This window comes from Myroides odoratimimus (assembly GCF_001485415.1).
GTDB classification, from domain to species: Bacteria; Bacteroidota; Bacteroidia; order Flavobacteriales; family Flavobacteriaceae; genus Flavobacterium; species Flavobacterium odoratimimum.
The window spans coordinates 1-23,688 of sequence record NZ_BCMQ01000004.1 but is presented as its reverse complement, the minus strand read 5'-3'; the positions used below and the strand labels follow the sequence as shown (position 1 = coordinate 23,688).

The window sequence follows — 23,688 nt, the reverse complement described above, 5'->3', positions numbered from 1 at the left end:
ATAAGAAAGTATTATTTAAAGTACTTACCTTACTATGTACACATAGTAAGTATATAGCAACGTAAATACTTAAATATCCCTTCTTAAGAAGTAATAGTACCTACCTGTGGATCAAATGATAATTACCTTTTTAGTTATCATCGCTAATTTATTTTTATCGGATTTTAGGTTTATAAATAATGCCTAAGCATATGGCATACCTATTGTTGCATAAAATAAAGGATTAGCAGATGTCATTTATTAATACAGTATAATATATATCTTATGCTTAATAAAATCATTAAGTACTTCTTACACAATAGAGTAATCACTCTATTACTACTGGTAGTAGTTATTGTATGGGGACTAATAACAGCTCCATTTAACTGGCACCAAAATATGTTGCCAAGTGATCCTGTGCCAGTAGATGCTATACCTGACATCGGTGAAAACCAACAGATCGTAGCAACCGAGTGGATGGGGCGCTCTCCTAAAGATATTCAGGAGCAAATCACTTATCCGCTAACGACTTCTCTACTGGGTATTCCTGGTGTAAAAACAGTGCGTAGTAGCTCTATGTTTGGGATGTCGTTTATCTATATCATTTTTGAAGAGAATGTAGAATTTTACTGGAGCCGCTCGCGTATCTTAGAGAAACTAAACTCTCTACCTGCTGGTACATTACCAGAAGGAGTAATCCCTTCATTAGGTCCAGATGCTACTGCACTTGGACAAGTTTATTGGTACACCCTAGAAGGGCGTAATCCTCAGACAGGAGAACCTACAGGTGGATGGGATCCAGACGAGCTGCGCACGGTACAAGACTTCTACACTAAATATAACTTATCTGCTGCAGAAGGAGTTTCTGAAGTAGCTTCTATCGGGGGATATGTAAAAGAGTATCAGGTAGAAGTAAATCCTGATGCGATGCGCGCTTATAACGTATCTGTAATGGATGTGATGTCTGCGATTCAGAAAAGTAATTTGGACATCGGAGCAGAGACCATCGAAATTAATAAAGCAGAGTACTTAGTACGCGGTCTTGGATACATTAAAAATGTCAAGGATCTAGAAGACGCTGTAGTGACAGTACGAAACAATGTTCCTGTAAAAATTAAAGACGTCGCCTTCGTTAACTTAGGGCCAGCTACACGTCGTGGTGGTCTAGATAAAGAGGGCATTGAAGCTGTAGGAGGTGTTGTAGTAGCTCGTTATGGAGCTAACCCTATGCATGTGATTAGTAACGTAAAAGCTAAAATAAAAGAGATGGAAGCTGGGCTTCCTCAAAAGACACTGGCTGATGGTACCATATCTAAAGTAACCGTAGTTCCTTTCTATGACCGATCAGGATTAATACAAGAAACAATAGGTACACTAGAAACAGCCTTAGCACACGAGATATTAATCTGTATCATCGTAGTAATCGTATTGGTTATAAACTTGCGCGCGTCAGTAATTATCTCTAGTATTCTACCCATAGGAGTACTAGCGACTTTCATCATTATGAAGTATATGGGGATAGAAGCCAATATCGTTGCCCTATCGGGTATTGCTATTGCTATTGGAGTTATGGTGGATGTTGGCGTCGTCTTTGTCGAGAGTATCATCAGGTACATGGAAGAAGAACGAGCCCAAGGAATACAAAGTAAGGGAATGGCCTTTGTCAACCTTATTACAAAAGCGGTATCAGAAGTATCAGGTGCATTGTCAACAGCTATGCTAACCACGATTATCAGTTTCTTACCGGTATTCGCAATGGAAGCCCAAGAAGGAAAACTGTTTAAACCCTTAGCTTATACCAAGACCTTCGCTCTATTATCAGCATTTATCTTAGGGATCATCGTGCTTCCTACGATAGCATACTATGTATATTCTATTAAAATAGACAAACAAAAAGTACGCAAAATAGCCAATTATATCTTAGCTGTAGTAGGTATAGGACTGTGGATCTACACAGGCGAGTTTATCGCTGTGACGCTAACATTAGTAGCTATTAATAATCTGTTTACACCAGGCTGGAAAGGAGATACAATAGCGAATTATATCAATGTAGCCCTTACCCTATTTGTGGCTTTATACTACCTTACAGTAGAATGGCTACCACTAGGGACGCAGCAGAGTACAGGACTAAACTTTGTCTTTGTATTCTTAGCTATCGGATCTATATTAGGTGTATTGTGGTTATTAGTGATTTACTATGAACAAATCTTAAGATGGGCACTTACCCACCGCTGGAAGTTCATGAGTATTCCTATTCTAACATTATTATTCGGAATGCTAGTATGGTTAGGTGCAGACAAGAGCTTTGGTTTTGTAGCCAAAGGCTTTGAGACTGTGGGATGGAAATCATTTAGAGAAACTGCTTTTTGGCAAAAATCAACAGAGACCTTCCCTGGTATTGGACAGGAGTTTATGCCTAGTCTTAACGAAGGTTCATTCTTACTGATGCCAACAAGTATGCCTCATACAGGTATTGAACAGAACCTTCAGTTTATCGGTACACTAGATAGACGTATTTCCAATATTCCTGAAGTAGAATTAACAGTAGGTAAATGGGGACGTGTAAACTCTGCTCTAGACCCTGCTCCTACTCAGATGTTTGAGAATACGATCAACTATAGATCAGAGTATATCCTAGATGACAATGGGCATAGACAACGATTTAAAGTGAATAAACAAGGAGAGTTTGAACTCATCAATGGAACGACTTATAATGTAGAAGATGGTTTTAGACTTATCCCTAGAGATAGTTTAATTATAGACAAAGATGGTAAGTTCTTCCGTCAATGGCGCCCTGAGATTAAGAAAGCAGATGATATCTGGCAAGAAATTGTCAATGTATCTCACTTGCCTGGACTAACCTCGGCTCCTAAACTTCAGCCTATCGAGGCAAGACTTGTGATGCTATCAACAGGTATGCGTGCGCCAATGGGATTAAAAGTATCTGGACCAGATTTAGAATCTATAGAAGCAGGTGGAAAAGCATTAGAGACTGCGCTTAAAGATATCCCTTCTATTATGCCTTCTACTGTGTTCTATGATCGCGCCGTAGGTGCTCCTTATGTAGAGATTCACCTAAACAGACATAATATGGCTAGATACGGAATTACTGTATCTGACTTGCAAGATGTAATCGGTGCTGCTATCGGAGGAATGGCCTTGACCACTACTGTAGAAGGACGTGAGCGATTCCCAGTAAGATTGCGTTATCCTCGAGAATTAAGAGATAACCCAGAAGAACTAGCAAAAATGTTAATCCCTACTGCTACAGGAGCTCAAATCCCTTTAAGCGAAGTAGCGGATATAGAGTATGCTAAAGGTTCACAGATGATTCAGAGTGAGAATACCTTCTTACTTGGTTATGTCATCTTTGATAAAATAGAAGGAAAAGCTGAAGTAGATGTAGTACACGAGGCAGATAAGCTATTACAAGCTAAGCTAGCCTCTGGTGAGCTTACCCTGCCAAAAGGAGTAACCTATAAGTTCGCTGGTAATTATGAGCAACAAGAAAGAGCTTCTCAGCGATTACTATATATCGTACCACTTAGTTTATTAGCGATTCTTTTGATTCTGTACTTCCAGTTTAAAACCATTGCGGCATCGCTTATTCACTTCTCAGGAGTGTTTGTAGCCTTTGCAGGAGGTTTTATCTTACTTTGGTTATACGGACAGCCTTGGTTTATGAACTTCTCTATCGGAGATATGAATATGAGAGACTTATTCCAAATGCACAATATCAATCTGAGTATAGCAGTCTGGGTAGGTTTTATCGCCTTATTCGGATTAGCTACCAATGATGGAGTACTAATGGGAACGTATATACATGACACCTTCGAGGCAAGAGATCCTAAGACTAAAGAAGAGATTCGAGAAGCAGTAGTATACGCAGGGCTAAAACGTGTAAGACCAGCGGCGATGACTACTGCTACTGCTCTAATTGCACTTCTTCCTGTGATGACCTCTACGGGTAAAGGAGCTGAAATTATGGTGCCAATGGCCATCCCTACGTTCGGAGGAATGCTAATACAGTCCATGACCATGTTTGTAGTACCCGTATTCCAATGTTGGTGGAGAGAATGGGCAATTAAGCGTTCCGCTTAATTAATTACGAATTAGGAATTAAGAATGGTTGCCCTACGGGCATTATATACACACTGTCGGCACACAATACACTAAGGTAGAGACGCATTATTATGCGTGTCACATTCAGGACATAACTCGCTGCGCAAAGTCTTCCGACTTTGAGCAACTTAAACGAAGTATGATTATGTGGATTTGCAATCTGTGACTATACTCGCTGCGCAAAGTCTCCCGACTTTGGGCAACTTAAACGAAGTATGATGGTGTGGATTTCCAATCCGTGACGACATAAACTGTGAACTGTAAACCGTAAACTAAAAAAAACAATGAACAAAAATAAAACGTATATATATTTAGCTTCGGCCTTCTTAGCAGTGACTAGCTTCACTGCTACGGCTGTAGCGCAGCAGCAGCCTAAAGACTCTCTATCAAGCTATCTCAATGTAGCTATAGAGAATAACCCAGGGATTAAAGCACAGAAATTTGCTCATGAAGCCTTTTTACAAAAGATTCCACAAGCAGGTGCTTTTCAGGATCCAGAACTATCTATGGACTTCTATACAGAGCCTATGGATATTGTCGGTGGACGCTCTATTGGTAATGTAAGTATCATGCAGATGCTTCCTTGGTTTGGTACCCGTAAGAGTGCCCGCATAGAAGCTGGTCACATGGCTAATATGCAAAATGAGCAGTACAAAGAAGTCGTTGATAATATTACTTTACAAGTACATACCCAGTGGTATGCCATGCAGAAGCTAAACGAACAATTAAGAAATAATGAAGAGAACAAAAAACTCTTACAACAATTAGAACAATTAGCTCTTAGAAAGTTCTCTGCTCCTTCAAATACAGCAAAACCAAGTGCAACTCCACAAGTAAGCACTAAGACTGCCTCTACTCCATCCGCTTCTACATCAGCAGGTATGGGGGGAATGAGTATGGGTGGTGGCGCTACTGCTAGTAGCGCACCAGCAATGTCTTCTTCTATGGGATCTGGTGTAGGTATGAGCGAAATGGGTAGCAGTAGCGCCTCAGGAATGTCCGATGTATTGCGTATCGGATTAGAGCTTATAGAGATAGAGAATAATATTGAAAGCTTACACTCTCAATTAAAAGCAGAGAAAGCAAAATTCAATGCTCTTTTAAACAGAGAAGCAAACCATGAAGTAGTATTAGGTGAAATAGAGAAAACTTCCTTTATCTATGGAGAGCAAGATGCTCTTCTTGCCATAGAGGCTAATAATCCTATGCTTTCAATGATCACAGAAGAAGGTCTTGCCTATAAAGCAAAAGCAGAAATGGACAAGAAAATGAGCTACCCTATGATAGGGCTTGGATTGCAGTATATGATTATCGGAAAGACTAATGATAAAATGCTGGCTATGGGAGATATGAATGGGAAAGATATGATTATGCCGATGGTAACAGTTAGCCTTCCTATCTTCCGCAAAAAGTATAAAGCTCAACAAGAAGAAGGTAAACTATGGTGGAAGTCTAGTGATCAGAAGTTCGAAGACACTTACAATACTTTAAAAAGTGAGTATTATGGATACAAAAGTCAATTAGATGATGCCGAACGAATTGTCACCTTGTATGAGAAGCAAACTACATTAGCTGAGACGACCTATAACCTTATTATCAAAGAATTTGTAACAGGTAAAAGTGATTTAACCAATGTAATACAAGTACAACGTCAATTATTAGATTACCAATTAAAAAAAGCAGAAGCAATTGCTAACTACAATACCATGGTAGCTTCTATCAAAAAATTATTAGCAATACGTGACAACACACAAAATATTTAGGCAATGGACAAAATAAGAAATATATTCAAAAACAATATTGTACGTTATAGTGCAATATTACTTGTAGGGTTATTATTAGGATGGATGGTCTTTGGTGGTGCAGGATCGCATCAGCACAATGGAGAACCAGCTACTACAGAAGAGGGAAATACGGTATGGACTTGTTCTATGCACCCGCAAATCAAAATGGATAAACCAGGGAAATGTCCTTTATGTGCTATGGACTTAATTCCGCTTAAGTCTTCTGATGGTGGTGATGATGCAATAGACGATCAGGCAATCCAGATGTCTAAAGAAGCAGTAGCACTAGCTAATATACAGACTACTGTGGTAGGGCATCAAGATGCTGTAAAAGACATTCAACTCTATGGAACCATACAAGTAGATGAGCGATTACAACAATCTCAAACTTCACATGTCAATGGTCGTATTGAGAAATTATATGTTAACTTTACAGGAGAAGCTGTAAAACAAGGACAACTAATCGCTACTATCTATTCTCCTGATCTACTAACCGCTCAACAAGAGTTATTAGAAGCCGCTAAGTTAAAAGACTTACAGCCCTTATTATTAGACGCAGCTAAAGAGAAATTGCGCATTTGGAAGATGTCTGAAGCTCAAATAAGCAAAGTTTTAAGCACAGGGAATGTTTCTCCTTATGTATCTGTACATGCAAATACAAGTGGTATTGTCGTGGCAAAAAATGTTAACCAAGGTGATTATATCAGTCAAGGAACTGTGCTTTATAATATTTCTAATTTATCTAAACTATGGGCTGTATTTGATGCCTATGAAAATGACCTTCCATTTATCAAAGAAGGAGATATATTAGAATATACATTGCAGAGTTTGCCAGGAGAAGTATTTAAAGGAAAAATTGCTTTTATCAACCCTATTATAGACGCTACTTCTAGAACAGCAAAAGTAAGGGTTGAAACAGATAATAGAAATAATAACCTTAAACCTGAAATGTACGCGAGTGCAAAAATATCAGCTCCTTTAAAACAGTACAATAAAGAAATGGTCATTCCTAAATCTTCTGTACTATGGACTGGTAAACGCTCTGTAATCTATGTAAAACAACCGAATACTGCTACTCCTGCCTTTAAGCTAAGAGAAATCGTATTAGGACCTTCCCTAGGAGAAAACTACGTAGTGATGTCAGGATTAGAAAACGGAGAAGAAATCGTAACTAATGGAGTATTTACCGTTGATGCTAGTGCGCAGTTAGAAGGAAAACGCAGTATGATGAACAATGATAATGCTCCTGCTGCTACAGGTCACGCTAATCATGGTAATGATCACAGCACTACAGCAAGTGCTAATCTAGAACATGCCATGCTTAAAGTAAAAGGAAACTGTGACCTGTGTAAAGAGAGAATAGAAACCGCTGCTAAAAAAGTAAAAGGGGTATCTACTGCTTCTTGGGATGTAAAAGAAAAGGTACTACACCTTAACTTTGATAAAAAACTAACCTCTAAAGCAGCTATATCTAAAGCTGTAGCCAAGGTAGGACATGATACAGAACTAGACAAAGCTACAGATGCAGATTATAAAGCCTTACACAGCTGTTGCCAATTCGAAAGATAGTAAGTCGCTTCGCTCAAATTAAGAGTTAAGAATTAGGAATGGGTGCCTTTTAAGGTATTAGATACTTAGATAATGTGATGTGGTTTGTCCAAAATGTATATACATGTCTATAACAACACACAAAAAACAGAAAAAAGAATGTAGACCTACTCTACCTTCTTTTTTCTAACTTTACTTGACAAAAAAGATGTTGTCGCAGATTTATAATCTGTGACTTGAAATAAAAAGAACAAATATCAAATAACAATCAAATGAAAAAAGTAATTTTAAGTTTTGCAGTATTAGCTTTCACACTTACTGCATGTAATGACAAAAAACAAGAAACAACAGCTCCAACAACAGAAGAACACGCAGGACATGATCACGATGATCACACTACAGCTAGCGCTGCTGAAAAAGTAACAACAGTAAAAGAATCTGCTGTATTACAATCTACTCTTGATGCTTATTTCTTAGTTAAAAAAGCACTTCAAGAAGACAATCAAGCAGAAGCTGCGACAGCTAGTAAAACATTAGTAACTAATCTTAATGCAGTAGTAACAGAAGATGCTAAGGCAAAAGAACTAGTGAAAGAATTAGTAGAAACAGCTACTAAGATTGACGTAGCAGACATCAAAGTACAAAGAGAAGAATTCGAAGACCTAACAGAAGATTTAGTAAAACTAATCAATACGGTAGGAACAGACAGAGTAGTATTTGAACAATACTGCCCAATGTACAACAACGGTGAAGGTGGTCAATGGCTAAGTGATGTAGAAGACCTATCTAACCCATTATACGGTTCTTCAATGCTTAAATGTGGTGCTAATCAAAACAAAATCACATTTGAAACTAAATAGGCTTATAGGCTAAATAATAAAAGGCTGTCCGATGTGGACAGCCTTTCTATTTTTATTGGAATATTATTCATAAACTTTAAATAAGGTACCTTTTACATTTTCCATTTTATATCTAACCTCACTATTACTTTTTTCAGTAAATATAAATTCTTTTGTAGTATTATTAAGGTAAATAGATAGGTGATAATATCCTTCTCTATACCCTTGTTGTAATCCTTCTCTATATTCTTGTTCTACTTTGACTACATCAGGATTCACTTGATAAGCCTGATTAATCATCTCTTGAAAACATTCTGTTGTTAGAGAAATGAAACATAACTCATTTAAAGAAATACTAAAACCAGGAACAAATGGTGAAGTCCCCCCACTTATCCTCCAATTTCCTTGAAGCCATTTTGGTGTTTGAATCTTAGTTGAGGTAGAAATTCCATCAACTATTTCACTCTCATTTACCTCATTATTATCAGAAGAACAAGAAAGAGATATAGATGCCATCATTAGTAATAGAACAATTCTTTTCATTTCATATTTTTTTTATTAATACTACTTCTTTCGTTTCCTTAGAAACGACAAAGGTATACCCTATAAATGACTCGTCCTTACAGCTTTACATATCTATAGAAAAAAAGTGACTGATAGCAAGATACTTATAAAAATCTAATTATTGTTATACGTACTAAAACTGAAAATATAAACTCATATAAACTTGATGAACTCTAACTTTATAAGCCTGGTCATTTAGTATTAACTCACTTTTATCTGCCCATAGTTTACCTAAAGTAAATCTAGCTCCTATCTGCTGTCTCTCTTTTAGACTGTACATATAATCTAGCTCTAGTGTCAAATAATTTTTATCCATCGCTCGATATCTAAAAGCAGGAAGGTAAATCTCTTGATACAAACTTTGAAAAGTAGTATCTTCTTGTGTAAAAGCTTTTTGTGATTTCTGAGCTTCAAAACTCACTCCTACTCCTACTTGATATTTTTGTTTTTGATAAAGTACCTTAGCTTCAGCCTTTGGAGTTTGTTTATCAAGTTGAGATTTAAAAAGTGTCTGCTTATAATACTCATCATAGCTGTCTCTTTGGTAACTCACCCCTAAACTGTATAACCAGAACTGACTATGTCTATAAGTAGTACTCACCTCAATTCTATATTGATTCTCATCTAGTACATAGGGTTTTTATCTCTCCTTTTTTAACATAATCATAAACACCAGAAAAATCATCGTTTACCCTATTATAACTATATCTATTTTCTTTTTCTTTTAAAGTAGTCAATTAAGCAGAGAGCTGTAATTGAGCTTGCCATTTTCTAGACAATACATAATTAAACTTTACTTCTGGCAAATAGTTATAACTTGTTAATTCATAAAGGTTAATCGTTGTTTCTTCCTCTGTTTTTAGGTTGCGTATCTCTGTTTGAAATAGTATGTCAACAGAGAAAGGACTCTTTTTCCATAGACCAGCAGAAGCACTTATAGAAGTAGTGCGTTGTTTGTACCAATACTATTTTTGACCTCTTTCTAATCAAGAATGAAAAAATAGAATCTTTGACTTAAACTTATCAGAGGAAAAAACATATAAATAGAAGCTTATTCTTTAAGAATTTTCCAACTAAAAACACTTTCTATTTAACTCATAAAATAACACCTATCGGGTATAAAAAAATAAATTAAGTACAAACTATACCCGAAGAGGTATTATATAATGTTTTTATGTATATTTATACCTTTTCAGGTATAAATATGGATTCAATACAATTATTTGTAAAGCAAAAACGAAAAGAATTAAAGCTTACACAAGAGGATTTAGCACTAAATGCTGGTGTAGGACTGCGTTTTGTACGTGATTTAGAACAAGGCAAAAAAACACTCCGTTTAGACAAAGTAAACGATGTGCTAGCTTTATTTGGTAAAGAAGTAGGTGTAATTGATAAAACTAGAGAATAAAGGTAAGACAAGCGAAAATATATTTCCAAGATCAATTAGCTGGTTATCTTCTTGAAACAGATAATGGTTACTCGTTTTACTATGAAAAGGATTATCTAAAAACAACTAATCCTAAGCCAATTAGTTTACCCTTATCTGAAGAAACTTATCATAGTAATGTACTTTTTCCTTTTTTCGATGGGTTAATTCCTGAAGGTTGGTTACTAGACATCGGAGAAAAACATTGGAAGCTTAATCCACGTGACCGATCTGAATTATTAATCAACTTATGTAGAGACACTATTGGAGCTGTCTCAGTTTATCCGATGGAGGCGGAAAATCATGAATAATTGTACATCCAAAATCTCTATCTATTTTCAACTTCTTTTCTATAAAAAACACTTCAAAAGACAAAGAAAAATCTCCTATAAAAAAAGAGCTACCTTCTTTTTATAAGAAGGTAGCTCTACTTACTACATATTATTTTATAATGACTACATATTATAACTCCATGATAATAAACTCGCTACGTCTATTTTGTTGATGTTCTTTTTCTAAACAAGGAACATTATTCTGACAATGATTAATAATATTAGTCTCACCATAACCTTTAGCGCTTAACCTAGAAGGATTAATACCTTGATAGATTAACCAATCAACTGTTGTTTGAGCTCGGCGTTCTGATAATCCCATATTATAAGCATCCGACCCTTTGCTATCTGTATGTGAACGAACCTGTATTTTCATAGTTGGATTATTTTTCATCATCATAACTACTTTAGCAAGCTCAAACTGAGCATCAATTCTAATTATAGCGCTATCATGATCAAAATAAATTGGTGCAAGTGCTAAACGTTTACCTAGATCTTCTCCTTTTTGTATCTCTTTATAGAATTGTGCTTCACCAGAATTGTTATAGTGATCAATATCCAGAGTTGGATCTTTTAAAAGCTGAAAATTCACAACCTTCACATCTGTTAATGTAACATCTTCTACTGATTTTTCTTCCGATACATAGCCAGTTGCTTTTACCGACACATAGTAATCTCTGTTTATTTTTACGTCTTTAAAAACATATTCACCACGCTTGTCAACCTCTATTTGCTCTATCATTCTATGTTTACTGTCATATAAAAACACAAAAGCATCTAGAATTGGTTGCTTAGTTTTTTGATCAATGATCTTTCCTGTGATATCTTGAGAGATATTAAGCTCAGTTCCTAATTTCATTCTCACATAATACAAATCATCTTTACCACTTCCATTGGGCCTGTTAGAGGTAATAAACCCAAATTTAGCCTCAGGATCTAAATACATAGCAAAATCATCATAAGGGCTATTAATTGAGTTACCTAAATTAACTACCTCTCCAAAGCTTCCATCCTGATAAATCTGTACTCCATAAAGATCAAGCCCTCCTAATCCAGGATGACCATCCGAGGCGAAGTATAATACATTATCAGAACTCACAAAAGGAAAACTCTCTCTAGCTTCTGTATTTATTTTATCTCCTAAATTCTCTGGAGTTCCAATAGATCCATCTCTAAATACTTTAGCCCTATATAAATCTGACTGACCGTATCCTCCGGGTCTATCTGATGAGAAATAAATCCAATCTTGATCAGGTGATAAAGCAGGAGAAGCTGTATTGGCATGTTCTACATTAATACTTAATTTCTCTACATCTCCCCATTTTCCTGATCCAAAGCTATAGGCTCTATATAGATTAACTAGTAAAGCTTTATCTGAGTATCTCACGTTCTTATCTGCTCGATTATTACTAGAAAAATACATGGTTCTACTATCGGCTGAGAAAATAGCATTAGCCTCATTATAATTCCCTTCTAGTTTTCTAGCAAAAGGTTTCGCCTTGCCAATATACCCATCAATTCTTACCGAAGCAGAATAAAGCTTAGTATAAGGATCATTGGTCCAAGAGTGAATACCTTTTTGTTTACCTTTTTTAGCCGATGATGCATAAACAATTTCTCCTTTATATAATGCAGAGCCATACTCAGATCCTGGGGTGTTTACGCTATTTAGTTGCTTTACCCTATACCCATCTCTATTGGTATTAACCTGTTCTAAGTAGTTAGGATTACTCAAATACTTTTTTACTCTAGAATCTCCAGGGGCCTTCTCGGCAAATAGCTCCATCTTTGAGTTTGCTAAAAAATAATCACCTGTTGTTCTAATTGTTTGAATGTATCTATAGTAAGCCTCTATATCTTTTATATCACTAGCCTGACTTACGTTTTCAAACAATTTTTTATACCAGTGATTTGCCTGCAAGTACATACCATTCTCATAATAAGCCTTGGCTAAATTAAAAAGTATATCATCTGCTTGCTTACCTTTTGCTATTGCTTTTTCATAAGTAGTAATTGCCTCGGCATAAGCCATTTTCTGTATTTGCTTATTTGCCTTTTTAACATAACTGTTTTGGGCAAAATTGGTCAAAGAAAACAAGCTTAAACACATTATAAACCCTGTTTTGTAAATCTTTTTCATTCTTTTTCTTATATTATATTTATAGCTTTTTTAGAAGAAACGAGCTGTGGTTACTCTATTGTATTTATTGAAAATATCAAATCTTAGAAACACCTCATGTGATCCAGAATTGTATCTAGCTAATTTAGTGGTATCAGCATCATAAGAATATCCTATAAACAATCCTTCATTTATTTGGAATCCAGCCAGAGCGCTTACAGAAGCATCCCAACGATAAGATGCCCCTAGTGTGAATTTATCAATAATCAAGAAGTTTGCTGTTAAATCAACCTGCATAGGAGCGCCAGAAACAGACTTAGCCAAAAAAGCAGGTTTGAATTTTAAACTTGGATTAAGTTCAAAAACATATCCTCCCATAAGATAAAAGTTCATTTTTTGACGCATTAATTTTTGCCCCTCGTTCTCTGTTCTATCTGTAGTCATAAAATTAGGCACAGACACCCCTAGATAAGATTTATCTGAATATAGGTACAATCCTGCTCCTACATTTGGACTAAATTTATTATTAACATCAACAAAAGAAACATCACTTGGATCATATATATCAAGCTTGTCTTTATCAAAATTTAAAAGATTTGCTGTTGCTTTTAAACCAAATGATAATTTGTACTGGTCATTTAAATCTACCGCATAGGCTAGGTTTACAGAAAAGTTATTCTCTGACATAGCTCCAATTCTATCATTGGTATAGTTAATACCTCCTGAGAGTCCATTTTTCCCAAGTGGAGTATCTATGGATATATTTGCTGTTTGAGGAGATCCATCAAGCCCTACCCATTGTGCTCTATACATACCAAAAACATTAAGCACTCCACGAGTACCTGAGTACCCAGGGTTGATGTTTGAGGTATTATACATATATTGTGTAAATTGAGGGTCTTGTTGAGCTTGCATAGTTGTAAAACATCCTAAAGTCAGTAAACTCACTCCTATCTTTTTAATATCTACCTTTATTTTCATAACCTTTTTTGTTATTTATTACTAGTAAATAGGCTTTAACAAAGAACATACCCAATCCATATTTTTAAATGTTAAAAAACAAAATGGATTGCTATTGTTCTCATTAATTACCAATACTATTTCTTAAAACAAAATAACAAAAAGCCTGTAAAACAAACAATTAACTAATCATTATTGAATAAAACCCTATTAAATACCGAAAAAAAAGAAAAACTAAAAAAAAATTACAACAATCTTAAAACAATCCCTAGTTGCAGGTTTTTTCAATTAATCACCAAAAATCACATATACAAAAACACTTAATCACACAAGACAATATCCACATAAAAATCACCTGCTTAAAAAAACGAATATCACAATTTGCATAAATTCACCTTATGTACAACTTTTTAAAGTATTCTTATCCAGTTTTTAATAAATATTCTAAGCTTCTTGTCAATACAAGAGGTTTTTCGTCGTATTACAACTTTTTACATAAGATTTTATAGGTAAAAAAAAGCCGTAAACTTGGAATCTTTTAACAAAAAAAGATCACCTCTAATCCAGGTAATCCTACACTATGGCCTTATTTAGCCAAAATAATCCGATTGTATTTGTGATACTTCTTATGGTACTTTCCTTTGTGTTTATTTTACTTTCTCTGGTGATAATTAGCTTTATACTTAAAATAATTACCCTTAGAATCAAAGGGAGAATTATTTGATTTATTAGCTTAAAACATAGTAGATACATCACAAGTATATACACGCTTTTTCTTCATTTAATTTATTAATTACTATACCCTCTAATTAGTCTATAAAAATAAAGTTTTAACTAACCTAAGACTCATTAATTTTGCTTTACTGATTCTTATTTAAATTTTATAAACCAAAAAAAAGAGGTAAACTAAGAACACATTTATTCCTATTTTACCTCTTCTGTCTAAAAAGCGCTATTTTCAGCTCTCTTTTATTTTTTTACTCATTTGGTCTATCTCTTTGAATTTGATCAATTGCATAGGCCAAGAAGTTCATTGTAAAGTGACTATTATAAGTTGGAAGACTACCATTTCCTGCAGATCCTCTACCTGTTGTTACAGTTGCTTTAGTAGAATTACCACTAACTCCATAAACATTACCTGGTTGCATAAACCCACTATCTCCTGTATAAACAAAATTATACTTATTGTGTCTTATAACCCAACGTTTGTTTGGATCTGCATCGTAGGCAATATAAGAAGACGGTAAATTATTAACTGTTCTACCTGCTACATCCTCCCCAAGGGTTAAGCCTCTTAAGTCTCCAAATGGCCCCACAAGAAGCGGATCATTAATACTTACTAAAGTATGGAATGTACTTTGTCCTGAAATAGTTGCACTTCCTCCTCCTGCTAATAAATTTATAAATGCCGCAGCATAAGATTCATTTGCTTCATTATTAATCATTGCTGCTCCTTTTTGATTAACTAAGAAATCATAAAGAACATTATTTTTAGTATTATCAAATCCAAAGTTTAGTGTTCCTATAACTATATCTACTTTACTATTTGTTAAAGCAGTTGAGAACGTTGAAGCTGATGTATGACTTCCTGAAACAACAATTAAGCTTTCTATTTTAACAAGTCCATTAGGACCAAAATAATCCTTATTGTTTAACAAGCCAGCTTTTGTTCCTGCATCTACACGATATCCTGAACTATTTCCAGAGGATAATAAAACCATTGGTCTATACAAAATAGGTACCGTAACAGGTCCTATTTGAGGATTATTACCAATACTGTTTCCTTTTAAAGTAAATACAGATTGATCGGCCTTCTCTGGTCTACCAGTGGCTTGTAATCGAATAGTTGTTACTCCTCCATTTGTATTAATATCATTATCTGTTAATACTTTTGACCCTTTATAACTTACTCCATTTACCTGAACATCAGATTCTATAACAGCTTCACCTGGGAAGATAATCTTAACTGGTACATCTATATAATTAGCGTTAGTTGCCACTGAGTAAGGTCTGAGTTTTCCTCCTATTTGAATATTATTCCATAGTATTTCATACTGCACAGGAGCTCCTGTTACAGGCACATTATATTCACATCCCACAATATCTCTATCATTGTTCTCGATTGGATAACTAGTATCATACTCATGAGCTCCTTTTGATAGCATCTTAAATTTAAAGGTTATATCTTTATTAGATACAGTTGGCTTACCAGTTCCATTAACTGGAGTTAGCACTACATTTTGTACATCATCCCTTAGAGAATTAAACTCAAAATCAACCACCTCTGAACTAAACTCAATCTTTTGGGTTTGTTGTCCAAAGCCGCTACCTGTAACATCTACTGTAGCTACAAGCTTACCTCTTCCAGGGGCTAATACCTTAACTGGTACATTGAATTTATGATCATTTGTCAAAGGCTCATTATACTCAAACTCTCCCTGATGACTAATTGTGTATTGACCTGTATTATCACAAAGCACATCAAAGTTTAATCTTTCTATATCTACATTTGCCGCTTTTACCTTAGGCGACTCCCCTAGTTCTAACCTAACATAAGAATTACTAATAAAGTCCATAGGTGTTGTACGAGGCAGCAAAGGGATTCCTTCACCATAGAGCCTAATTATAGCCTGTTTAGAAGCTACCTCCGCGCTGGTTAAAGCGCGTTTTCCTATAAAGCGAATACCATTAATCTCAGGAGTATGAATCTCTACGATTCCTCCCATTGTGATTTGATTAATATGTACATCTAAAAAACCACTACGCTTGTCTTTTAAACTCACACCTGTGTAAAACTCCCCAGATGGTACAACTCTATCTATCTGATATTGTAAAGATTCTTTCTCTACAAAAATATTTGTTTGACAATCTATATCTTTACCGTTGAATTTAAACTTAATTATATCTCCTACACTTGTAGGCTTACCTGTATTATCTCTTGGATAACCTTTTTTAGGAGTTCCTGTTGCTCTTAAAAAAACATTGTATGTTCCTGGTGAAGGAAAAATACCGCTTGAGGAAAAAGCATAGCCATTTTTTTCTGTTCCATTATATGCCTCTGCCTCTATTTGATAAGTTCCAGGGGTAGAAACATTTACTTCCATAGCAATCAAGTTAGCACGTGATTGTAAAAACACTCCTTCGTTATAGTTTCCTTCAATTCGAATCTTACCACAACTTGCATCTGTAATTACAAACTCGGCTGGTTCTCCATCTCCACAAAGTCCTAGCCATTGCTTTCTTGTTGCGCTAAAAAACTCCATACAATCTCTTGTTGTATTATAAATCATCAGCCCTGGTTGTACATTCTTCACAGGTATTGCCTGACGCTGTTCCATTGTCATACGAGGCAGAAGAAAACCACGTTCTACAGAACTTAAATCCAGTATACTAAATGATAATGGATCTAGAGTATTCTGTAAAACAGAACTATCTGAAATCTGAGCTCCTTTTCTTTGTCCTTGTACATTTATAGATGTAAATACACTTAAAATAACTAAACAAAAAAACAGGATTATATCTTTAAATTTTCTATTTTTTCTCATAAGCATTTTTTTAAAAATAAGCTAGAGCACAAATGCTCTAGCCTAATTCTTAATTACTTCACTGATTTATTTTCTTTTACATATTCTATCGCCCATGCCATTAGATTTGCATAAAGAACACTGTTATACACTGTTGACCCTTTATCGTAAGGCTTACCAATAGGTGTTCCATCTGCTGTGTATCTAGATGGCCAAACATTTGTACTTGTGTTTGTCATAGTACCAACTACCCATCCTCCATCTCCGAAGAAAGCAAAACCTAAAGTTTTATGTTTTAATCCCCATGTATCACCTGATCCATCATTTCTAACAATAAGTGGGGTAAGCTCAGTATTTGATCTAACTCCATCAAAATACCATCCATTAGACGCGTCATTACCAATGTACTTGTCTTTTAAACTACCAAAAGGTCCTTTTACAATAGATTCATCTTGAGCTGAGTCTAAAACAGGATTAATCATTGTAAATTTACCACTTGCATTACCAATGCTCTGTCCTGTTAGAGATTCCATAAACTGTTTACTAGAGGTATGAGCAGTGTTTTCATCACTAATAATCAGTACACCTTTTTCAGTTTTCACAAACCAATCAAAAACATTTAAAGTAGCTTGATTAGCATTATACCCAATCACATTATGGATAATATCTACTTTATTATTGATAATATAACTGCGTAGAGATTCTCCTTGAAGACCTGTGGTTAACACTCTTATATTATTTACCTTAACAATCCCGTTTGGTCCGAAGTTTTTAATACTCTTTAAAATAGCACTTCCCGCATAGGTGTTTGCTGATGGACTAGCTCCATAGTTTACGTTTCCTAAGGTTAATATAACTATATCTCTATCTATTACATTAACAGTTGTTGAACATACTGTGCTTCCAGATTGACTATCTGTTGTAATCATATAGGTTAAACGTCCTGATTGTTTATAATTACCGGAAGGTTTTAACTCCACCACATACTGTCCTGGTTTATCAAAAGTTCCACTTGCCGAGAAACTCACATCATTTAATTGATTTGTTACAATGGAATAATCCCCTGGATAATCAACACTTATTTTTAGTGAAATACTATTTTTGCTAATATCTGTGTCCACTAAATAATTTCCATTAACAACAACACTACTACACTCCACACTATAGCGAACCACTTGTTCTTTTACCTTTATCTCAGGGAAAGTAGTACAAATATTACTATTTAAAGCTGAATCAAAAGTTATTGCACTAACCCCTCTAGGTACTAATACTTCTTCTGGATATAAAGTTACGTATTGAACATCGTTGCGAGATTTATTAAAACTAAGATATACGTCTTTAGCTGTGTATTTAACCTGCGTATTTCCACTACTTGCGTGCATTGTTCCAATAAGCTCAATAGTGGTAGTTCCTGGAGCTAAAACTGTAACAGGCAACAAAATAGCATTATTTCTTCCAAGTTTAACATCTTGTTTGTACTCACCTCTAAACTCTATTTTATTATTTGGGTCATCACATAGATAATTATAAGATACTGGTTTTACATTAACTCTAGCCTTAACATTTGTAGGTGCGTTATTAGCACTTGAATTTGTAGTAAAATTAAATATACTTGGATTGCCTATTGGTGTTGATTTAACCGGAATTCCTTGTCCTACAACAGAGATTGTTTGGCTTCCTGTACTGGTAAACTCTCCTGTTCCATTAAAGGACATTCCATTTTCACTATTACTTGTAATTCTCCAAAAACCTAAAGCAGTTACATTAACTGTAAGATCTATTCTGTTATCATTTGCATTTAACGGCACACCTATATAAGCATCCCAATTAGCTTGTACATCTTGAGGCTCTAGTGTGAAACTAAGGGCTGAAGACTTCACTTTAATACTAAACATACAATTTGTTGGAGCTGGTTTACCATTAAAACTAAATGATATTAAATCACCACTTTGTTCATTAGCCTGTAAAGGAGTTCCTAGACCATCTAAAGCAATAGTATACACACCTGTTGTATCAAAGGTTCCTGATTTAGAAAAAGAATAACCATTGTTACTTACCGCGCTGATATTAAAAGATCCTGGTTCTTCTACCTTAACAGTTATATATAATACATCTGTTTCTCTTAAGTATTTACCTTGAGTTAACATATCACTTCCAGAAGCGCTTAATTTTATAGCATTACAATTAGATATATCCATAATTGCAGGAGGTAATGATCCACAAAGACTCAACCATCTATTTCCTGTTTTACTCCAATAGTTAACACAATCTGTATCAATATTATAGATTGTAAGTCCATTTCCTCTTTCTTTATCTGCAATTGAAATTGCATTACGCTGCGAGGTGGTTAAACGTGGTAATAAAAAACCTTTACTAACACTCTCAAGTTCTAGCACCGTATTCTCACTAGCGGCAGCACTGCTATTGGCCACACTACCATCTTTTATCTTTGTTGTATATAAATCATTTTGAGCAAATGATGTAGCTATGCTAAAAAACATAGCTACAATCAATAAGATAAATGAATTAATAGATACTTTATTTATTTTTATACTATTCATCAATATAATATTTGATTAATATTTAATTATTTAAGTAATGCCTCTAAAGCCTCTAAACGCTTAGTTAGATCATTAACATCCTTTTTAAGGTCCTTAATCTCACTATCTTTTGCATTTAGTTCTTTTTGTTGATCAATTACATGTAGGAATAACTCCTCTGTTTTTTCCAGCAGTTGAATTGATAACTCAGAAACATTAAATGAGTATCCTGTCTCAGTTTTTTCTAAATCACTAATTGGTGTAATACCAGGTAAGTGTCTATTAGATTTAATATAACTATCAACCGTGTTTAGGTCATTAAACTTATAATCATATTTTAAACTAGAATATCCATCAAAGTAGCTTTCAAATACATAATCCGCATAGTAACTATTAGTAGCAGTAATACTACCATTAACACGTAGCTTCTCATTTGGAGCACCTGATTTTTCCTTATAACCAATTCCTACCCATCCCATAGTATAGATATCTTGATCATTTTTAGTTGCTTGTTGATCCTGACCTGTATACCAAGGCTCTTGAACTAAAACATCATATGATATAAAGTGTTTATTTTTCTGCTCATCAATATAAATTAATTCTCTTGTATCGGCTTTTGCCTCTAAAGAAGTTAATGTTTCTGATGATTGGAACATTTGATCTATGAAAATTGGAGAAATATTCTTTTCTTCATCTTTATAAATAAGAGCTGGTCGTCCGGCTTGTCCTGCATTTAAATCTTCCCCATACTTCGCATCGAAAGACAAAGATGTAAGAGTCTCTAAACTACCTGATCCGCTTCCAGTTGCTCCAAAAAGTTCGCTACCTTTTATCTCTTTTTCTATTCCTAACTCATTTGTATAAACATATTTAGTGGCTTGGTATTCTCTTAAGGCTGTTTCTCCTTCTCGTTTAACATCAGTATGCTCCTCTAGATACTCTCCATTAACCTCTACCATGTAAACATACATATCATACTTAACAGCCTCTAGGGTAGTTTTAGTCTCCTTGTCTTTAATCTGGTTAGTTAAGTTTACCTCTACTTGAGATTTATTATCCTTAATAACAATATCTTCTCCAACTTTAAGTACTGATACATCACCTGAGACATTAGAAATGAACTCATTTAAAGTATTTTTCACCTTATCAAACTTAACAAGCTTATCAAACTCATCTATGATTGTTTCAGAGACTTTAATAATAACATCATCTCTATTTCTAGTCTCATCGATAAAGTAATACTCTTTTAGATCAATATCTTCTCCATTTACATTATGTGTTCTATAACCTTTTTCTAATTCAGTTAAAGTTTCTGCAAAAACAACATCCGCTGTATTATTAGCTCCGCTATTAAAAACAAACCCAGCTTTAACTTTATTAGTGTTTCCAGTATCCTTTAACACTAAACTAGCCACTGTAGAGTTTTCTTTAATAAGCTCAACAAGGCCTTTTTTATGTTCTGCACCAGAGGTGTCTTTCCAAGTAAAGATAAAATCACCATCTTTTTCAACAACTGTTACCGTACCTGGAGCTGCCTCTTTCTCGATTTGGTTGATGATCTCTTTTATAACCGAGTTATCCTCAAAGATAGTTTTGCTATTATCAATAACTGATTGTACTACATCTATCTGAGTAACTACGTTTTTCTCGTTAGTATAGGTATACTTTCCTGTTAACTTATCACTAGCATCTTTCTCTGCTATAAGAGTTGTTTCTGTTTCTGATAACCTAACAATATCTTCAATATTGATTTGTTCTGTTTTGTAAGTATCTCCTTCTTTTACAGTTACATAGAACTTACCTCCTTCATAGGTCACGTTTCCTTCTACGTTATCTGTGATATACTTGTTTAAGATCTCTTGAACGTTTTTATTGTTTATGATCTCTTGGAAATTATTCTCAACATCGCTAACAACAGAAATACGAAGTGGTTTATAACCTGCTAGTACACGCTCCTCGTTAAAGTAATCGTAGTTACCTGTGTTTTTTCCATCTTTTTGCTCCGCTACAATTGCTGTGATTGTCTCATCTACACTAACCGAGCTTACAAAGTTTTTCAAAAACTCATTAAACACACTACTGTTTTCAAGTAACACCGTTAAGTCTAACTCATGAATCTTCTTGTCTTCATCTGTGTAAACAAGTAAAGCTTTATCATCTGTATTTGCACCTGTTAATAAAGTTAGAGTCTCAAACTTAGATACAATCTCTTTAATTGTTGTTGTGTGCTCTGTACCAGAGGTGTCTTTCCAAGTAAAGATAAAATCACCATCGTTTTCAACAACTGTTACCGTACCTGGAGCTGCCTCTTTCTCGATTTGGTTGATGATCTCTTTTATAACCGAGTTATCCTCAAAGATAGTTTTGCTATTATCAATAACTGATTGTACTACATCTATCTGAGTAACTACGTTTTTCTCGTTAGTATAAGTATACTTCCCTGTTAACTTATCACTAGCGTCTTTCTCTGCTATAAGAGTTGTTTCTGTTTCTGATAACTTAACAATTTCTTCAATATTGATCTGTTCTGTTTTGTAAGTATCTCCTTCTTTTACAGTTACATAGAACTTACCTCCTTCATAGGTCACGTTTCCTTCTACGTTATCTGTGATATACTTGTTTAAGATCTCTTGAACGTTTTTATTATTGATGATCTCTTGGAAATTGTTCTCAACATCGCTAACAACAGAAATGCGAAGTGGTTTATAACCTGCTAGTGCACGCTCCTCGTTATAGTAATCATAGTTACCTGTGTTTTTTCCATCTTTTTGCTCTGCTACAATTGCCGTGATTGTCTCATCTACACTAACCGAGTTTACAAAGTTTTTCAAAAACTCATTAAACACACTACTGTTTTGAAGTAGAACCGTTAAATCTAACTCATGAGTTTTTTTATCTTCATCTGTGTAAACAAGTAAAGCTTTATCATCTGTATTTGCCCCTGTTAATAAAGTTAGAGTCTCAAACTTAGATACAATCTCTTTAATTGTTGTTGTATGCTCTACACCAGAGGTGTCTTTCCAAGTAAAGATAAAATCACCATCTTTTTCAACAACTGTTACCGTACCTGGAGCTGCCTCTTTCTCGATTTGGTTGATGATCTCTTTTATAACCGAGTTATCCTCAAAGATAGTTTTGCTATTATCAATAACTGATTGTACTACATCTATCTGAGTAACTACGTTTTTCTCGTTAGTATAAGTATACTTCCCTGTTAACTTATCACTAGCATCTTTCTCTGCTATAAGAGTTGTTTCTGTTTCTACAGATTTAACCGCTGCTGACCAGTCAATAACCCCCACACTACCATCTTGTTTTATATAAGTAAACTCTTTAGTAATCTCATCATAAACTACGTTTCCGTACTGACCTTCTAGTTTATTGATGATATTCTCTATAAACTCCTGGTTGTTTGTAATCTCTGTTATAAACTCTTTGTTTTCTACAAGTTTTGTTACAAACTCCTTATTCTCTGTAAGGTTAGTAACAAATACGCTGTTCTTAGCAATGGTCTCTCCTAGCTCATCAGTTGAAATAGAAACTACACCACCTTTTGAATCTGTGATTACTAAATTTGCTTTTGTATCATCAAAAGAAAACTTAGCGTTTACAGTATCTAGATCTGACCAAGATATTGGCTTAACACTTCCGTCTGTATCAATATAGAAAAACTCATTCTTAGCAACGTCATATCCTACGTTTCCGTACTGACCTTCTAGTTTATTAATTACGTTTTCTATAAACTCCTGATTGTTTGTAATCTCTGTTATAAACTCTTTATTTTCAATAAGTTTTGTTATAAACTCTTTGTTCTCTGTAAGGTTAGTAACAAATACGCTGTTCTTAGCAATGGTCTCGCCTAACTCATCGGTTGAAATAGAAACCACTCCACCTTTTGAATCTGTGATTACTAAATTTGCTTTTGTATCATCAAAAGAAAACTTAGCGTTT

The 23,688-nt window shown here is 34.7% G+C and carries 13 protein-coding genes; 6 read left to right on the top strand and 7 right to left on the bottom strand.

The genetic code is table 11. The features are described 5' to 3' along the window. Window positions 1-264: 264 nt before the first annotated feature. The 4 genes from MODO_RS04835 (at window position 265) to MODO_RS04820 (ending at window position 8,293) form a co-directional block, all read left to right on the top strand. Window positions 265-4,080 carry an efflux RND transporter permease subunit gene (locus MODO_RS04835; RefSeq protein WP_059050793.1) on the top strand — a complete coding sequence of 1,272 codons (3,816 nt, stop codon included), beginning with the start codon at window positions 265-267 and terminating at the stop codon, window positions 4,078-4,080. Between the two features lie 305 nt (window positions 4,081-4,385). Continuing rightward, window positions 4,386-5,864 carry a TolC family protein gene (locus MODO_RS04830; RefSeq protein WP_059050791.1) on the top strand — a complete coding sequence of 493 codons (1,479 nt, stop codon included), beginning with the start codon at window positions 4,386-4,388 and terminating at the stop codon, window positions 5,862-5,864. Window positions 5,865-5,867: 3 nt separating this feature from the next. Further along, window positions 5,868-7,454, top strand: a complete 1,587-nt coding sequence (locus tag MODO_RS04825; RefSeq protein ID WP_059050789.1) for an efflux RND transporter periplasmic adaptor subunit — start codon at window positions 5,868-5,870, stop codon at window positions 7,452-7,454. A 251-nt stretch (window positions 7,455-7,705) separates the two neighbouring features. Next, window positions 7,706-8,293 carry a DUF3347 domain-containing protein gene (locus MODO_RS04820; protein ID WP_006263808.1) on the top strand — a complete coding sequence of 196 codons (588 nt, stop codon included), beginning with the start codon at window positions 7,706-7,708 and terminating at the stop codon, window positions 8,291-8,293. Between the two features lie 63 nt (window positions 8,294-8,356). Here the strand turns inward: MODO_RS04820 and MODO_RS04815 are convergent, their stop codons facing one another. Then, window positions 8,357-8,815 (bottom strand): hypothetical protein, encoded by a 459-nt coding sequence (locus MODO_RS04815; RefSeq protein ID WP_059050787.1) that lies wholly within the window; start codon window positions 8,813-8,815, stop codon window positions 8,357-8,359. Window positions 8,816-8,969: 154 nt separating this feature from the next. Next, a complete protein-coding gene (locus MODO_RS04810; RefSeq protein ID WP_059050785.1) occupies window positions 8,970-9,437 on the bottom strand; it encodes a hypothetical protein in 468 nt (155 codons plus the stop codon). Window positions 9,438-10,040: 603 nt separating this feature from the next. Between MODO_RS04810 and MODO_RS04805 the strand changes: the two genes are divergently transcribed. After that, window positions 10,041-10,244, top strand: a complete 204-nt coding sequence (locus tag MODO_RS04805) for a helix-turn-helix transcriptional regulator (RefSeq protein WP_059050783.1) — start codon at window positions 10,041-10,043, stop codon at window positions 10,242-10,244. Then, entirely contained in the window at window positions 10,241-10,573 is a 333-nt protein-coding gene (locus MODO_RS18960; RefSeq protein WP_081316889.1) for a HipA N-terminal domain-containing protein, read from the top strand. Before MODO_RS04805 ends, MODO_RS18960 begins: the two co-directional genes overlap by 4 nt. Window positions 10,574-10,724: 151 nt before the next feature. Here MODO_RS18960 and MODO_RS04800 read toward each other — a convergent pair whose 3' ends face one another. From MODO_RS04800 to MODO_RS19320, 5 genes are all read right to left on the bottom strand, one after another. After that, window positions 10,725-12,734 carry an OmpA family protein gene (locus MODO_RS04800; protein WP_059050781.1) on the bottom strand — a complete coding sequence of 670 codons (2,010 nt, stop codon included), beginning with the start codon at window positions 12,732-12,734 and terminating at the stop codon, window positions 10,725-10,727. Window positions 12,735-12,764: 30 nt separating this feature from the next. Then, a complete protein-coding gene (locus MODO_RS04795; RefSeq protein WP_059050779.1) occupies window positions 12,765-13,694 on the bottom strand; it encodes a PorP/SprF family type IX secretion system membrane protein in 930 nt (309 codons plus the stop codon). Between the two features lie 956 nt (window positions 13,695-14,650). Beyond that, window positions 14,651-17,218 carry a phage tail-like protein gene (locus MODO_RS04790; protein ID WP_059050944.1) on the bottom strand — a complete coding sequence of 856 codons (2,568 nt, stop codon included), beginning with the start codon at window positions 17,216-17,218 and terminating at the stop codon, window positions 14,651-14,653. 53 nt (window positions 17,219-17,271) lie between these two features. After that, window positions 17,272-19,758, bottom strand: a complete 2,487-nt coding sequence (locus MODO_RS04785; RefSeq protein WP_016649266.1) for a phage tail-like protein — start codon at window positions 19,756-19,758, stop codon at window positions 17,272-17,274. Between the two features lie 26 nt (window positions 19,759-19,784). Continuing rightward, the coding region (locus MODO_RS19320) for a hypothetical protein (RefSeq protein WP_059050776.1) at window positions 19,785-23,688 on the bottom strand (3,904 nt) is incomplete at its 5' end.